Source organism: Arthrobacter sp. TJ-270, from assembly GCF_058269075.1.
Map to the genome: position 1 here is coordinate 206,197 of NZ_JBZCNB010000005.1, position 15,410 is coordinate 221,606.

Sequence of the window (15,410 nt, forward strand, 5' to 3'; positions counted from 1 at the left end):
GACAAGCTTCACTTCAATGAGTTGACTGTTGACAGTCAGCATGCCGGAACAGGCGAACGGAACGCATACCGTCGCATCCCCGAAAAACTGATACACATCCCCCGATTCCCAGGAGACAAAGCATGACCAACCCTCAACGCACCGCCGTCGTCACCGGCGCAGCCTCACCACGAGGAATCGGTAAGGCGACAGCTGCCCGCTATGCCCGCGACGGCTGGGCCGTCGTCATTCTGGATCTCGACGGTGAAGCCTCCTCAAAGGTCGCCGCCGAAATAGCCGGTGACTTTGGAGTTCCTGCCTTCGGCCACGTCGTTGATGTGACCAACGAGCAGTCAGTTCTCGAAGCGCACGCCGCCGTTGACGCCGAGGTTTCTGCAGGCAGGCTTCCGGCTGTCGGTGCCCTGGCCAACATCGCAGGAATCACCTCGCCCGTGCCCTTCCTGGAGACCACGCTCGACCTGTGGAACAAGGTCATGGCCGTGAACGCAACAGGCACCTACCTCGTGACCAAGGCATTCCTGCCGGGCATGCTGGATCAGCAGTGGGGCCGGATCGTGAACATGTCCTCCGTATCAGCCCAGCGCGGCGGCGGCGTATTCGGCCGCGTACCTTACTCCTCGGCCAAGGCCGCGATTCTAGGGTTCACCAAGTCGCTGGCCCGTGAACTCGGGCCGCAGGGCGTGACGGTCAATGCTGTTACCCCCGGCGCCGTGGATACGGACATCCGTGTCGGCACCACGCCTGAGCTCGAGGCCGCGATCGTCCGCGATGTTCCGCTGGGTCGTCAGGGATCGACGGACGACATCGCCGGAGTGATTGCATTCCTTTCCTCGGAGGACGCCGGCTACATCACCGGTTCCACCATCGATATCAACGGCGGCAGCCACATCCACTAACACGCTCCACACCCACTTCAGGAAAACAAGGAGGTCTTCCCATGACAACGAACAAGACTTACACCGGTCGTAAGGCGCTCAAGGCACTCGCGCTTGCCGCCGTCGTCGGACTCGCGGCGACAGCCTGCGGCGGCGGCGGTGGCGGTGGCGGCGAGACGGGTGGCTCAGGAGAATCGCGCCAGCTGCTCCTCGGCCACGGCGCTGACCCGACGAACCCCCGTTCGGAGGCTGCGACGTTCTTCAGCGAGGAAGTTGCGGAACTCACCGACGACCAGCTGACCGTGCAGGTGCAGGGCTCCGAGCAGCTCGGCAGCGACAGCGAGATGATGGTTTCGCTGTCCTCGGGCACACTGGATCTGACCGCAAACTCCCAGGGCGCAGTCTCGGGCAGCGTGCCCGAAATGGCGCTCTTCGGCCTGCCCTTCCTCTTCGAATCCTCTGAGCACGCCTACGCCGTGGTCGACGGTCCCATCGGGGACGAGATCGCAACAGCAGCCGAAAGCGCCGGTTTCAAGGTACTCGCATGGTGGGACAACGGAATTCGTGACATCACCAACAGCAAGGTGCCCATCGAAACTCCGGAAGACGTTGCCGGTCTGAAGATCCGTACACCCGAGGATCCGATGACCATCGACATCTTCAATGCACTCAACGCCAACCCGACACCGCTGGCCTTCAACGAGCTGTACCTCGCACTGCAGCAGGGCGCGGTTGATGGCCAGGAGAACCCGATCACGAACATCGCTTCCTCGAAGCTTTACGAAGTGCAGGAACACCTTGCCCGCACCGGCCACAAGTACGAAGTGACCCCGTTCATCATCAGCATGAGCACGTGGGAATCCCTGTCCGCGGAACAGCAGGAGGCGGTGCAGACCGCGGCGGACGAAGCGCGTGACATGCAGCGTGAGCTGATGCTTGAGCGCAGCGAGGAACTCTACGCGGAGCTGGAAGGCGAGCTTGCCATCACCACTCCGGAGCTGGAGCCCTTCCGCGAGGCCACCTCGTCGGTTTACGACAAGTGGTCCGAGGAGTACCCGGAACTCGTTGAACAGTTCGTGTCGGAGGCCGACGCGAACCGAGCAGAATTCGCCGCTGAATAATGACAACCACGACTGGGTTGGTTCCGAGCCCGGAACCGGAGTTTGACCCGAACAATCCGCAGGCGCTCGATCAGCCCAGTCCCCTGGCGCTCGTCACCGACAAGGTAAACCTCTGGGCTACCTATGTCGGTGGCGCAGTGTCGGTCGTCGGCTTCCTGGTGATCGGCGCGCTGCTGGTCGTTGCGGTAATCCTGCGATTCGTCTTCAACTCCAGCCTCGACTTCGCGACGGAGATACCGACCTTCGCGTTCCCCTGGCTGGTTGCCGGAGGTGTTGTGGCGGCAATGGGGCGCAGCGGGCACCTGGCGGTGGATTACTTCACCAAGAAGGCGAGCCCCAGGGTGCAGCGTTACATCGACGTCCTGGTGTGGACGCTCTGCACACTCGCGCTCGCGTACCTGTTCTACATCGCCACCTTGATGATCAGGCCCTACACCTTCCAGAAGTCTCCGATTCTGGGGCTCCCGCTGATGATGAGCTACGGAGCGTACCTCTTTATGACCGCAAGCCTCGTAATCCAATCCGCAGCACGTCTATGGACGGCGATTCGCGGCACCTACGTTCACAGGGAGGCCCTCGGTGTTTGAGGTCGGAATTGCAATCCTCGTCTTCCTGGTACTGCTTCTCATCAGCGTGCCGGTCTCCTTCGCACTGTTCATGTCCACGATGACGGGCCTGGCGCTGGTGGGGACCTACCCGCTGCAGATCGTCGCGCAGCAGTCCTTCGCGCCGGCGTCGAACTTTCTGTTCCTTGCCATACCGTTCTTCATTCTGACTGCGGATCTGCTGTCGAGCGGGAAACTGGGGCAGACGGTCATCGGGCTGGCTACCAAACTGGTGGGCCGGTTCCGTGGTGGCGTGGGCCAGGCCAGCGTCGCAACCTCCGTGGTGTTCTCCGGCGTTTCCGGATCCGCCGTAGCGGACGCCTCCGGTCTGGGCTCCGTGCTCATTCCGTGGAGCAAGAAGGTTGGCTATCCGGGCCCGTTCAACGCTGCGGTCAACGCCTCGTCATCCGTTATCGGCGTCATTCTTCCGCCGTCGATTCCGATGATCCTGTTCGCCGCGACCTCCGGCGTCTCTGTTGCCGCGATCTTCCTGTCCGGGCTCATCCCGGGTTTGATTCTGGCAACCGCCTTCTTCATCACCTGCTGGGCCGTGGCTCTTCGCCATGGGTTCCCCAGGATCAAGGTGAAGCTGACGGCACGGAACCTGATGAAGGATCTGCTGCTCGCGCTCCCCGCGGTGCTGATGCCCATCATCATGATCCGCGTCGTTCTGCTGGGCGGCATCGCAACGGTGACCGAGGTAGCCGTGCTGTCGGCGCTCTACGCGATTCTCATCCGTCTGATCTACCGGGACATTACGTTCCGCGGATTCATCAGTTCGCTGGTGAACGCGGCAGCAGCGACCGGCGTGGTGATGTTGCTGATCATGATGTCCGAAGCGCTGAGCTGGTTCCTCACGGTTCAGCAGGCGCCGCAGCAGATCACCCAATCCCTGCTCTCGAGCATCGGGTCGCCGTTCCTCATCCTGCTTCTGATCAACCTGATCCTTCTGGTTGTGGGGGCGTTCCTCGATATGTCACCGGCAATCCTGCTGCTGACTCCGGTGCTGATGCCGATTGCCGAAGGCATTGGGCTGGATCCCATCCAGCTCGGGCTGATTATGATCCTCAACCTCGGTATCGGCTTGTTCACTCCACCGGTGGGAACCACGCTGTACATCTCGACGTCCATTGCAAAGGTGCCGATTGAACAGACGGTAAAGGCCCTGCTTCCGTTCTATGCAGCGTCTATCGCCGTTCTCCTGGCTGTCACCTATATTCCGGCGCTCACGAGCTTCGGACGCTAGAGGGCAGTGCCATTTCGATGAGTCCGCTTCCGGTAGTGCTCCAGCACCTCCGGGGCGGGCTCAGTTTCTACCAGTTCGACGTCGTTCGTCTGCCAGGTAGGCAGGGCTCCACGAAGCGCCCCCGCCGCCTGGCGGGCGGCGCCGTCGGCCACGTATTCGCCCGGACTCGGTACTGAAACGGGCAGTCCGAAGACGGCGCCGACCGACTGCCGCAGTGCAGCTGAACGTGCGCCGCCCCCAACCAGGATGATGCGCCGCGCAACTACTCCCACGTCCGTCAGGGCCTTGAGCCCGTCCGCAAGCGAGCAGGCAACGCCCTCGACGGCGGCCCTGGCAAGGTTCGCCGGAGTGTAGTTCTGAAGCGTCAGACCGTGGAGGGAACCCGTTGCGTTCGGAAGATTGGGTGTCCGCTCACCGGAGAAATAGGGCACGAGCGTGAGTCCGTCCGCGCCGGCGGGAGCCTGCAGAGCGAGGTTCGAGAATTCCTCATGGTCGACCTCCAGCAGACCCGCGGTCGCGTCGAGCACGAGCGTTGCGTTGAGAGTGCAGACCAGCGGTAGGTAGTTTCCCGTCGCGTCGGCGAAACCGGCCACCAGTCCGGAGGGGTCCGACGCCGGGCTATCAGACACCGCAAACACCGTGCCGGACGTGCCAACCGAGACGACGACGTCGCCCTCCGCCGCTCCGACGCCCAGCCCCGCTCCGGCGTTGTCACCACAGCCGGCCCCGATGATCAGGCCTTCGGGCGTTTTCCGGAAGTCGAGCGGCCCGAGGACCTCGGGGAGGACCGGTACATGCCCGAGCGTGTTTTCGAGGACCTCGGCCAGGTACCCCTCAGTTGCAGACCAGTAGCCCGTGCCGGAAGCGTCGGAGCGGTCCGTTGCCAACTCCTTCAGGCCGTCGCTGCCCGAGCCGGGGCCGTACCCGGCCAGACGCCAGCTGAGCCAGTCATGCGGCAGGCAAACGGCGGCGGTCCTCGCGGCGTTTTCCGGTTCGTTCTCCGCAAGCCACCGCAGCTTCGTTGCAGTCAGGGAGGCCACCGGGACGGTGCCGGTGGCCTCTGCCCACCACTCGGCACCCTTCTCGTCGACCAGTGCCGACGCAGCCGGTGCGGAACGCGTGTCATTCCAGAGGAGCGCCGGGCGCACCACGTCACCATTGCTGTCCAGGCACACCATGCCGTGCTGCTGCCCGGAAACGGAGACCGCGGCGACATCGTCGAATCCGCCCGCCGCCGCGATGGCCTCCTGCAAAGCGGTCCACCAAGCCTCTGGATGGATTTCCGTGCCCGGCGGGTGTTGCGCCGCGCCCCGGCGAACCAGTTCACCGGTTTCCGCATCCCGGATGACGACCTTGCACGACTGCGTGGAGCTGTCCACTCCGGCTACCAGCGACATGACTGTTCCTTTGCTGCGTTCTCAAACCTGGGGGCTTGTGAAGGTTTTGTCGCCTAGTTGCTGCTGAAGCCACTTCATAACGTCAACTAGGCGACAAAAACTTTCTTAGGTGGGGCTCTTAGGCGCGGGCGCCGAGGAGGTGCTCCATGGCCAGCTGGTTCAGGCGGACGAAGGCGAAGGAACGCTCTGAGGCCTTCTCTGCATCGAAATCCTCGAATGCGGTGCGGTCCGCGAGAAGGTCCGCGGTGGTTTCGCCCGCGGCGAGCGTCGTTTCGCCGAGTTCGACGACGCCGGACGTCTTCAGCGCTTCCTGCACCTCCGGATCTGCACGGAAGGCGAGAGCGCGTTCCTTGAGCATGAGGTACATGGAGATGTTGGCTCGAGCGGATTCCCAGACGCCGTCGTAACCGTCGGTGCGGGACGGCTTGTAGTCGAAGTGCCGCGGACCGTCGTAACGCGGGCCGCCGTTGGGGAAGCCGTTCTCAAGCAGGTCCACCGTGAAGAAAGCGCTGGTGAGGTCGCCGTGGCCGAACACGAGATCCTGGTCGTACTTGATGGACTTCTGCCCGTTGAGGTCGATGTGGAAGAGCTTGCCCGCCCACAGTGCCTGCGCGATGCCGTGCGTGAAGTTCAGACCGGCCATCTGCTCGTGGCCTGTCTCAGGGTTCAGACCCACGATGTCGCCGTGTTCCAGCTCGGCGATAAACGCCAGTGCGTGGCCGACGGTGGGCAGGAGGATGTCGCCGCGCGGCTCATTGGGCTTCGGCTCGAGGGCCAGGCGAAGGTTGTATCCCTTTTCCTTGATGTAGCCGGCGGCGGTGTCGACGCCTTCCTTCATACGGTCGAAGGCTGCTGCGAGGTCCTTGGAGCCGTCGTACTCGGCGCCTTCGCGGCCACCCCACATGACGAACGTCTCGGCGCCGAGCTCGGCGGCGAGGTCAATGTTGGCCAGGACCTTCCGCAGAGCGAACCGCCGGATGGAACGGTCATTGCTCGTGAACCCGCCGTCCTTGAACACAGGGTGGCTGAAGAGGTTGGTGGTGACCATGGGAACCTTCAGCCCGGTCTCGTCCAGAGCGGCACGGAAGCTCGCGTGGATGTTTTCACGCTGCTGGTCGGTGGAGCCAAAGGGCACAAGGTCGTTGTCGTGGAAGGTGATTCCGTACGCACCGAGCTCCGCGAGCCGGTGCACGGCTTCGACGGGATCCAGGGGTGCGCGGGTGTCCGTGCCGAAAGGGTCATTGCCGGTCCAGCCGACGGTCCAGAGGCCGAAGGTGAAGCGATCCGCAGGGGTGGGTTGAGGTGACATGTAGTACTCCGCACTGAGCTTGAAGGGATAAGTTCGTGACTAAAACATATCGGTAAAGTTGTCAGCCGTCAACGGGTGCAAACGCTACTTCTGCAGGCGCCAGTGCTATGTTTAGGTCCAGCACAAATGAGGCAGGGAGTAGCAATGAGTGAACGCGGCGGCACTGAAGACCTGCGGCGTCGCAACCTCTCAGCAGTCCTCACGACAGCGCATCGCCACGGTCCGCTGACTCGTGCAGCCCTCGTGCAGCGCTGCAATCTCACCCGGTCCACCATCGGCGCATTGGTCGGCGAACTGTCAGCCCTCGGCCTGGTCTATGAGACGGACGCCGCCGCGGCGCGCGTCGGCCGGCCCAGTCCCATGGTGCACGCGAGCGAACGTGTGGTTGCTCTCGCGGTCAATCCTGACGTTGATGCGGTGACAGTCGGTGTCGTCGGTCTGGGCGGCACGGTTCATCGCCGGATCCGTTACAACACCTCGTCCATTCCATCCCTGGATGAGGCAGTGAACATCACGCGCGCTGTTGTCGAGGGTCTCTCGGTGGAACTGGCGGGCAGTGAGCTTGTGCTCGGCGTGGGCCTGGCAATCCCTGGCCTGGTCAACGCTGACGCCGGGGAAGTTCGTTTGGCGCCGCACCTCGGCTGGAAAGATGTCGACGTCGTCGGGCCGTTCCGGGACGCGCTCAGCATGCCGGCTATGGCGGCCAATGATGCGACGCTCGGCACGCTGGCAGAGAGCATTTTCGGTGCAGCCGCCGGGTACCGCGACGCGCTCTATCTGAACGGCAGCGCCTCGGGCATCGGTGGAGGGGCGATCGTCGGCGGCCAGCCGCTCGGCGGTGCGTCGGGGTACGCCGGCGAGTTCGGGCACATGGTGATCCGGCCTGACGGAGAGCCGTGCCACTGCGGGCGCCGAGGATGCCTCGAGACGGAGGTCAATTTGGAGCGGCTGCTCAAGGTCGCAGGCCTGGACCACGCGGACGCCGAGCAGTTGGAGGACGCACTTGCCTCCGGACCGTCCTTCCCGACCCTCCGCGAGATCCGGCGCCAGTCCGACCTGCTTGCAATTGCGCTCAGCAACCTCGTAAACGTCTTCAACCCCGAGGTGATCGTGCTCGGTGGGTTCCTCGGCGTGCTGCTCGCGGCCGATAAGGAGCGGCTCAGCGCTGCGGTGGCCACGGGTGCCATCAGCGGGCTCGGAGCCGAAGTCCGCCTTGAGCGCGCTGCACTCGGTGCGGAACTTCTGCTCGTGGGGGCGGCGGAGGCCGTCTTCGCCGGGCTCCTGTCTGAACCGCGAAGCGCCGCCCGGTAATACAACCTTACGGTGCGGGCGGGGCCGGGACCTTCGGGCCAGGTGAGCGACGTCGTCGTGCGCCCACAGTCACTCCCACCGATGCGGCGGTGACCAGAAGGAGAGCAGTGATTTCCCGCGGACCAAGCGCCTGGCCGAGCACCAGCAGCCCCGCGAGCGCGGCCATCGCCGGACCCAGGGCGGAAAGAACTCCGAACACGCGGGTGGACAGCCGCTGCAGCGCGAGCATTTCGAGCGCATAGGGGAGGGCGCTGGACAACAGCGCCACACCGACGAAGACTGGCACCACCATGGGCGATGCCAGAGCTCCACCCGTCGCCGCCACTGCACCGAACGGCAGGACGATCACCGCGCCGATCGCCATCGAGACAGCCAGCCCTTCAACGCCGGGAACCAGCCGCCCCACGCGCGCGCTGAAAACGATGTAAACGACCCAGAACACGCCGGCGCCGAGCGCGAAGAGGATGCCGGCAAGCGGAAGGGCACCGCCGTCGTCGAGACCCAAAAGAATGACGCCGGCAAACGCCAGCAGTGCCCACGCCGCGTCGGCGAAGCGCCGCGTCTGCACGAGGGCCAGCAGGAGCGGGCCGGTGAACTCGAGCGTTACGGCCACGCCGATCGGGATGAGGCCGATGGCAAGGTAGATCAGGCTGTTCATCCCCGCCAGCGCCACGCCCAGCATCGCAGCGGCTGCCCACTGTTCGCGCTTCCACCCGCCGATTCTCGGACGTACAACGATCAACAGGATGAGCGCACCGAAGACCAGCCGAAGCAGTGTCGCGCCGGTGGGGCCCACGGCGTCGAACTGGGTTGCGGCAAGCGCCGCCCCGAACTGGACGGACAACACAGCCGTGATCATCAGCACGGGAGCGGGAACGGACGAGGTGCGCATACCTACATTCTGTCCGGCTCACGGCCGCCGCCTTACCAATCGGTGTTTATGTAGTTTGTGGTCAGTTCCTTGATCGTCGCTTCTCCGCACAGTCTCAGTTCGGGGAGCGCCTCGGCAACCGCCTCCGTGTTACCGCGCTTCAGGCTCACCTCCAGTTCCGCCGCGAGTCTGGCTAATCGTGAGGCGCCGATCATTGTGGAGGAAATCCTGACACTGAGCAGGGCATCGAGTGTCGCGTCGGGGTCTCCGTGCCTTACCGCATCGGCGACGCGCAGGTATCTTTCGTCCCAGAAAGCAATGAAGTCCCGCACGAATGATCGGGCAGGACGGGGATCCTCGAACTCTTCCTCGAGTTCGTGCAGCACTTTCTGGTCTACCAGCGGCAGTCGCTTTTTCGCTGTCATACGGGTCTCCTAGGAGTGGCACTGGCAACTGTGCGGCGCTAGTCACCGGTTGTTCATGCTCAACCTAGGGATGGAGAGGACGGAAAACATCAGTAGTCAATACCCGCTTATCCGGAGGCGACTACTCGAACGAGACGGGAACACTCGCATCCAGCGGCCGCCGACAGGGTTCGTTGGCAGTGTTCCCTGGCAGAAAACGCCCGATCAGGAGAAGCCAAGAACCAACGAACCGCCAGCGACGACGACACACAACGTGGCGAAGACAGACCGAGCAAGAACATTCCCTCGCAGTTGCAGCAGGGGACCGCGAAGGCCACGATTTGCCGCGACATGCGCTACATGAAGCTGTAGGCGGGGTCTTCTGCGAGCTAGGAACGGCTGGTTGCTACCATTTCTTCGGCGGCCGGCGCAGCCTGGTATTGCACTTCACCGCCCACAACAACGGTCGTGGGACCGTTCTCCAGCAGCCCTTCAAGGTGCTGATGGAACGGGTTGTTGCGCAGAACGACGAAGTCCGCCCTGAAACCTGGAGCTATGCTGCCCTCCTCGTGCTCGGCTCTGCAGGAATAGGCCGCATCACGGGTGGCGTGCTGCAGCGCATCCTCGAGGCGTAGCGCGTACTTCGGGAAATTCGCGGGCAAGGACCTGTCCAATGCTGATTTGCGGGTCGTCGCGACGTACATGTTCGGCAGCGGATCATACGGAGCGGTAGGCGCATCGGTGCTCAGCGCCAGGGTTGCGCCCGCTGCGGTGAATTCCGTCCAGGGGAATCCCCGTTCGATCCGATGGTCATCCAAGACTGCCTGCCAGTTCTCCTGCACGGCGGGGTCTGCGTGGACCGGCTGCATCGATGCAACGAGTCCCAGCCTCGCTAGACGCATCACATTCGCCTCGGTGACCGTTTCAAGGTGTTCAATGCGATGACGGCGCTCGCGTGGACCATTGAGACGGTAAACCTCCTCAAGCGCGTCTAGCGCGATGTTCGATGCTTCATCCCCAATAGCGTGGATGGCGATTTGCAACCCGGCGGCATCCGCCGCAGCCACCACGGGTATGAGGGCTTCCCGGTCCCACACTGGGTCCGCGTTGGTGCCATTGGCGTAGGGCTCCTTCATTGACGCGGTGCAGCTGTCGATCACTCCGTCGATCATCAGCTTGATGCCGGTGATCTTCAGGGTCGGTGAATTGATCTCCTGCGCAAGTGCGGCAGCGTGGGTGACCTGCTTCAGGTTTTCCTCGACGGACGCGCGGCGGTGGATAAACCAGTGCCCCTTGATGCGAAGAGGCAGGGTGTCATACCGGGCCTGCGCACGAAGGAAGGTTTGTAGGTCGTCATCTCCGACAGCCATATCGACGGCGCTTGTGACGCCACTGGCGAGATAGTGACTGATGGCGCTGTCCAGCCATGAATCCCGGTCGGCATCCGTTGCTTGCCTTGCCAGCGCAGGCCAGACAATCTGTTGGGCGGCCGTCTCCTGCAGCATTCCCGTGGCCTCCCCGGTGTCAGGCTCGCGGGCGATGGTTCCACCGATAGGGTCGGGTGTGTCCGCTGTAATTCCCAGTTCAACGAGCGCAGCGGAATTGACCCATACCGAATGCAGATCGTTCGCGTCGAGATACACGGGGATGTCCGGAACAGCGGCATCCAATAGTTGCCGTGTCGGCTCCTGCCCGTCGAGCGCGCTGTAAAGCCAACTGGTGCCCAGGATCCGCCGTGCTGCGGGATCCTGCGCCCGCGCAGCGCGCAATGCCGCCTGGATATCCTCCACGGTCTTCGCCGAGCGCAGCTGCACCTTCTGAAGAGACTGCCCAAGCATGAGCAGGTGTGTGTGGGCGTCGATGAAGCCCGGCATGACGAAGCGGCCCTCAAGGTCAATCTTCTCGGCATCCGCAGTTGTTGGAGTGGTGGTACCCGGTCGGCAAACTTCTTCAATCAGATTGCCTTCGACAGCAAATGAACAGCTGTCGATAACCCCCTCCGGAGTCAGGATCGAGGCATTGGTGTAAATGGTGCGGGTGGTAGGCACAACAGTCCGTTCTGAGTTAGACAATGGCGGCTTTGGGAAAGTCGGTCTCCGGGGCAGAGCCTGCGGCAAGATCCCGTTCCGTCCTGAGCGACAGCCGCGAAATCAGGGCCAGGGGAACAAGAAGGACGAGGGTGATACCGCCGAGGATGATGCCCAGCGCTGAGTAGCCGAGCGACTCTGAGACCACGGTGCCGAAGAGCGGCGCGAAGGAAGAACCCACCAGATACACGCCGAGGATCGGTCCCGACCAGCGGCCGCTGGCGTCGAGGGCTGCGGCGATAGCTACCACGTAGAGGAAGGCGACGATGTAGATGGTGTTCCAGGCGATGATTACGACCAGGTACAGCTGCGGGTCGGTCACGAAGCCGGACGCGATCTTGAGCCCGGCTCCGGCGAGGAGCGCTGCCACCAGCGGGATTGTCCGACCGATCTTGTTGCCGCCGATGCTGACCATGGCGGCGGCGGCGAGGCCACCCAGTGTGGACAGGCTGAGCACCAGCCCCATACCCGTTTCATCGAGCCCGGCCTGCTCTTCACCCATCACGGCGGCGACGGCCCATAGGGAGTCCTCGCCCAGTGCCCAGACGGCGAAGCAGGCCAGCAACCCGAAACCGGCGATCGTGACGGTGCGCGAGGGCTTTTCCTGACGAGCGGCAGGCGAGGCAAGGCCAGGGGCCGCCTGGACAGGGCGGTCGGGAAGCCAGCCCGTTGTTACGAGTGCTACCAGTGCAAGGCCCGCGAGAATCCCGAACGCGCTTCCCATCGCAATACCGACCGCGGGGATGATGAACAGAACCACCGCCACAATCGCGCGGTTGGTGAAGCCGCTGATCCCGGAAGCGCGGTCAGGGTTGCGCAGGGCAGCGAGGGCGGCGCCGCCCGCTGCCACGGCACCTCCGCTGCCGATTCCGGCCAGGACGATACCGATTCCGGCGACGACGGCGTCGGGCACCACTGCCGCAGTACCGTACCCGAGCGCAGTGAGGAGCAGACCGACGCGTGCGACGACGTAGCGCCCGTTCAGGGCGGTCCATCGCGATGTCGCGAGGCAGGACAGTGCGGACAGCAGAAGGCAGGCGGTCATGAGGCTGCCCGCTCCGGTGGCGCTGTAGCCGAGGTCGGCGAGGGCCAAAATCATCACCGGGATGAGGTTGGCGGTCATGAAGCCGACGACGGTCACGCCGAAGGTTGAGATGGCACGCGGCGCCGTCAGCGGAACACGCGTTTCCTCGGGATGGTGGGCCTGGTTCACGTGGAACCCCGTTTCGTTGGAAGGATGTGAAAGCCGTCACTAACGAACGGCATTCGTTTAGTATGGGGGTCGCTTCCTGTCATCTGCAAGGGTTTTTGAAAGGCTTTCAGTAAATTTCCTGTTTCGCCCGTATTTCGATGCCTGCAACGAGGGTCTCCATCCCGAATTCGAACGCCCGGTTCACGCGCTCCGAAGCAGATGCCGTGGACCCTGTGGCTCGCGCCAGGGCGGGAAACTGCTCCGGCGACAGGTGCCACACCTCATCCGGAGCGGTGGCGTCCAGCGCTGCACCCAGGGCGAAGTAGTCAATCATCGCGATTGCCGGTCCGATGTCTTCCGCAGCCAGCCCTGATCGCTCGAGCGTGAGGGCGAGGTCCTCGTACATACCCATGACTTCAGGTGCGCGCACCGTTTGCGTCACGAGGAGAGGTACCAGCTTCGGATGCCGGGCGAAGCGGTCCCGGTATGACCGGATGAGGGTTCGGGCAGCGTCCTGCCAGGGTTTATGCGCTACTGGTTTCGATGGCGTCGCTTCGAACAGGTGCGCCCGGAGTAGCTCAATGATGTGCTCGCGGCTTTCGATCCGGTTGTAGAGCGACGACTGACTGACGCCCAGTACCCGTGCGATCTTGGGAAAACTGAAATCACCCGTCTCGTCAACCAACTTCAGGGCCGCATTGACGATCAGCTCGACTGACAATAGTTCGGATCGGGGACGAGGCATGGGTTCTCTTCCTTGGTAGTTACTCTGCCGAAGCGGGGGAGTGCAACCGCTCCAGCTGCGCGCGGAGGCCGACAAGAAGCGCCTCAAGGCCGACGTCGAACGCGTCATCAGCGCCGCTGCGCTCGGTTCCGGCGGAAGAACTGCTCGTCACCGCGGAGGTGAACAGCGGAAAGTCATCAGCGAGTGCGCCGGGGTCGAAGATGTTGGTCGGCGCTGACACATCCATGGCCGAGCCGTAGACGAAGGACTCGACGGCGACGATTGTCGAGATGACGCGCTCCCGCGGCCATCCGGCGTGCAGCAGTCCGCGCGTGACTTCCTCGTACATGCGCAGCGTTTCGTACGCGCCGCCCACCGGCATGACCGCGATCACCGGCACCAGTGGTGCGTGCGCGGCGAACGCCTCCCGGTAGGACCAGGCCCAGCCCCGAAGCGCGTCATCCCAGGGCCGGCTCTGGAACCCACTGGTGTCGACGAGCCCCATGAGGTGATCCTGTACCCAGATCAGGACGTCCCGCTTGGATTCGACGTGGTTGTACAGGGCTGACGGTGCGACCTTCAGATGGCGTGCCAGCGCGGCGATGGTGAATCCCTCGTAACCTACGGTCTCCAGAAGGGAGAGGGTCGCGGAGGTGATGCTCTCGCGGGTCAGAACCTTATTCGCCGGGCGGCCGGCGCGCCGGGGCTCATGCCTGCCTGCCGCCTGGTGCTCCAGTGCCATGTCCTGTCCCTTCTGAGTGCCGGTTTCATGCGTCCGGCTTTTCAAACTGTGCCCTGTCCTCTACAGTAATCGGAAATAAATGAATATGATTCATTTTATGCCGCGGCGTTCGCCGCGTAGAGAGGACACCATGAGGATCATCGAAAGCGACGTCGTCGTCGTTGGGGCCGGACCGTCAGGACTGATGGCAGCGAGGGAGCTGCGCAAGGCCGGCCACACTGTCACGGTTCTGGAGGCGCGGGACCGCGTGGGCGGTCGCACTCACACCGACGTCGTCGACGGTGCGGTGCTCGAGGTCGGCGGACAGTGGGTGTCCCCGGACCAGGAGGCGCTGATCGGGCTTCTCGATGAGCTGGGGCTGCAGACCTACTCCCGCTACCGCGAGGGCGAATCCGTCTACATCGGAGCCGACGGAAAAGCCGTCCGCTACACCGGGGAGATGTTTCCCGTCGGCCGCCGGACCAGTGCGGAAATGGCCCGGCTCATCGAGGAACTGGACCGTCTGACAGCGCTGATGGACCCGAAAGCGCCGTGGGAACACCCGCAGGCGCGCGAGCTGGACACCATCTCCTTCCACCATTGGCTCCACCAGCAGTCCGACGATGAAGAGGCCTGCAACAACATCGGCCTCTTCATCGCCGGTGGAATGCTGACCAAGCCGGCTCACGCGTTCTCCGCCCTGCAGGCTGTTCTGATGGCCGCCTCCGCAGGGTCTTTCTCGCACCTTGTGGATGAAGATTTCATCCTCGACAAGCGCGTGGTCGGCGGAATGCAGTCGGTGTCGGAGCGCATGGCAGCAGAGCTGGGGGACTACGTCGTACTGAACAGTCCCGTGCGCACCCTCCGCTGGTCTGAGGATCCGGACGGGACCACCAGCGTGACGGCCATCTCGGAGGATGTCGCCGTCAACGCCCGCTACGCCATCATGGCCGTCCCGCCGAACCTGTATTCGCGCGTCTCCTACGAGCCGCCGTTGCCGCGCAGGCAGCACCAGATGCACCAGCACCAGTCGCTCGGCCTGGTCATCAAGGTGCACGCCGTCTATTCCACGCCGTTCTGGCGGAAGGACGGACTGTCCGGAACAGGGTTCAGCGCGGGGTCGATTGTGCAGGAGGTGTACGACAACACCAATCACCAGGACACCCGCGGGACCCTCGTCGCCTTCATCTCCGATGAGAAGGCCGACGCAATGTTCGAGCTTGCTCCCGAGGAGCGACGCAGCCGCATCCTCGAATCCATCGCCGGTTTCCTTGGGCCGCAGGCGCTGGAACCGGAGGTGTACTACGAGTCCGACTGGGGCTCGGAGGAATGGACGCGCGGCGCGTACGCCGCTAGCTACGATCTGGGCGGCCTGTACCGCTACGGCCGGCACCAGCTGACGCCGGTCGGGCCCATCCACTGGTCTAGCTCCGACCTCGCGGCCGAGGGCTACCAGCACGTGGACGGCGCCATCCGCATGGGCCAGTTCACCGCGCGGAACATTACGACGGCGCTTTCCAAACAGCGCGCTCTCATCGGCTAGGGGC

Annotated in this window: 14 protein-coding genes; 6 read left to right on the forward strand and 8 right to left on the reverse strand. The window is 63.7% G+C overall.

What is annotated here, in order from left to right; all coding sequences use genetic code 11:
• Positions 1 to 122 precede the first annotated feature (122 nt).
• From AC4D2M_RS11615 to AC4D2M_RS11630, 4 genes are read left to right on the forward strand one after another with little or no spacing between them, the layout of a single operon-like run.
• Complete coding sequence (locus tag AC4D2M_RS11615; protein ID WP_490892028.1) at positions 123 to 896, forward strand: SDR family NAD(P)-dependent oxidoreductase; 774 nt, start codon at positions 123 to 125, stop codon at positions 894 to 896.
• A gap of 41 nt (positions 897 to 937) precedes the next feature.
• Positions 938 to 1,996: a TRAP transporter substrate-binding protein gene (locus AC4D2M_RS11620; protein ID WP_490892029.1), complete on the forward strand. Its 1,059-nt coding sequence runs from the start codon at positions 938 to 940 to the stop codon at positions 1,994 to 1,996.
• Positions 1,996 to 2,583, forward strand: a complete 588-nt coding sequence (locus tag AC4D2M_RS11625) for a TRAP transporter small permease (RefSeq protein WP_490892030.1) — start codon at positions 1,996 to 1,998, stop codon at positions 2,581 to 2,583. The genes AC4D2M_RS11620 and AC4D2M_RS11625 overlap by 1 nt, the downstream gene beginning before the upstream one ends.
• Complete coding sequence (locus AC4D2M_RS11630) at positions 2,576 to 3,847, forward strand: TRAP transporter large permease (protein ID WP_490892031.1); 1,272 nt, start codon at positions 2,576 to 2,578, stop codon at positions 3,845 to 3,847. The genes AC4D2M_RS11625 and AC4D2M_RS11630 overlap by 8 nt, the downstream gene beginning before the upstream one ends.
• On the opposite strand, the gene xylB is transcribed toward AC4D2M_RS11630, so the two are convergent.
• Positions 3,844 to 5,244, reverse strand: a complete 1,401-nt coding sequence (gene xylB / locus AC4D2M_RS11635; RefSeq protein WP_490892032.1) for a xylulokinase — start codon at positions 5,242 to 5,244, stop codon at positions 3,844 to 3,846. The two genes, AC4D2M_RS11630 and xylB, sit on opposite strands and share 4 nt — an antisense overlap.
• Positions 5,245 to 5,362: 118 nt before the next feature.
• Positions 5,363 to 6,553 carry a xylose isomerase gene (gene xylA / locus AC4D2M_RS11640; protein ID WP_490892034.1) on the reverse strand — a complete coding sequence of 397 codons (1,191 nt, stop codon included), beginning with the start codon at positions 6,551 to 6,553 and terminating at the stop codon, positions 5,363 to 5,365.
• 144 nt (positions 6,554 to 6,697) lie between these two features.
• On the opposite strand from xylA, the gene AC4D2M_RS11645 reads away from it, so the two are divergent.
• Positions 6,698 to 7,864, forward strand: coding sequence for an ROK family transcriptional regulator (locus AC4D2M_RS11645; RefSeq protein WP_490892035.1), 1,167 nt, complete (start codon positions 6,698 to 6,700; stop codon positions 7,862 to 7,864).
• A 7-nt stretch (positions 7,865 to 7,871) separates the two neighbouring features.
• On the opposite strand, the gene AC4D2M_RS11650 is transcribed toward AC4D2M_RS11645, so the two are convergent.
• The 6 genes from AC4D2M_RS11650 to AC4D2M_RS11675 all read right to left on the reverse strand — a co-directional run bounded on the left by AC4D2M_RS11650 (position 7,872) and on the right by AC4D2M_RS11675 (position 13,884).
• Positions 7,872 to 8,756, reverse strand: coding sequence for an EamA family transporter (locus AC4D2M_RS11650; protein ID WP_490892037.1), 885 nt, complete (start codon positions 8,754 to 8,756; stop codon positions 7,872 to 7,874).
• 32 nt (positions 8,757 to 8,788) lie between these two features.
• Positions 8,789 to 9,160 carry an Hpt domain-containing protein gene (locus tag AC4D2M_RS11655; RefSeq protein ID WP_490892038.1) on the reverse strand — a complete coding sequence of 124 codons (372 nt, stop codon included), beginning with the start codon at positions 9,158 to 9,160 and terminating at the stop codon, positions 8,789 to 8,791.
• Between the two features lie 368 nt (positions 9,161 to 9,528).
• Positions 9,529 to 11,187: an amidohydrolase gene (locus AC4D2M_RS11660; RefSeq protein ID WP_490892039.1), complete on the reverse strand. Its 1,659-nt coding sequence runs from the start codon at positions 11,185 to 11,187 to the stop codon at positions 9,529 to 9,531.
• 16 nt (positions 11,188 to 11,203) lie between these two features.
• On the reverse strand, positions 11,204 to 12,439 hold the full coding sequence (locus AC4D2M_RS11665) for an MFS transporter (RefSeq protein ID WP_490892040.1): 1,236 nt from the start codon (positions 12,437 to 12,439) through the stop codon (positions 11,204 to 11,206).
• A gap of 106 nt (positions 12,440 to 12,545) precedes the next feature.
• Positions 12,546 to 13,163, reverse strand: coding sequence for a TetR/AcrR family transcriptional regulator C-terminal domain-containing protein (locus AC4D2M_RS11670; RefSeq protein ID WP_490892041.1), 618 nt, complete (start codon positions 13,161 to 13,163; stop codon positions 12,546 to 12,548).
• A 19-nt stretch (positions 13,164 to 13,182) separates the two neighbouring features.
• Positions 13,183 to 13,884 carry a TetR/AcrR family transcriptional regulator C-terminal domain-containing protein gene (locus AC4D2M_RS11675; protein ID WP_490892042.1) on the reverse strand — a complete coding sequence of 234 codons (702 nt, stop codon included), beginning with the start codon at positions 13,882 to 13,884 and terminating at the stop codon, positions 13,183 to 13,185.
• Between the two features lie 130 nt (positions 13,885 to 14,014).
• Between AC4D2M_RS11675 and AC4D2M_RS11680 the strand changes: the two genes are divergently transcribed.
• Positions 14,015 to 15,406 (forward strand): flavin monoamine oxidase family protein, encoded by a 1,392-nt coding sequence (locus AC4D2M_RS11680; RefSeq protein WP_490892043.1) that lies wholly within the window; start codon positions 14,015 to 14,017, stop codon positions 15,404 to 15,406.
• Positions 15,407 to 15,410: the final 4 nt, after the last annotated feature.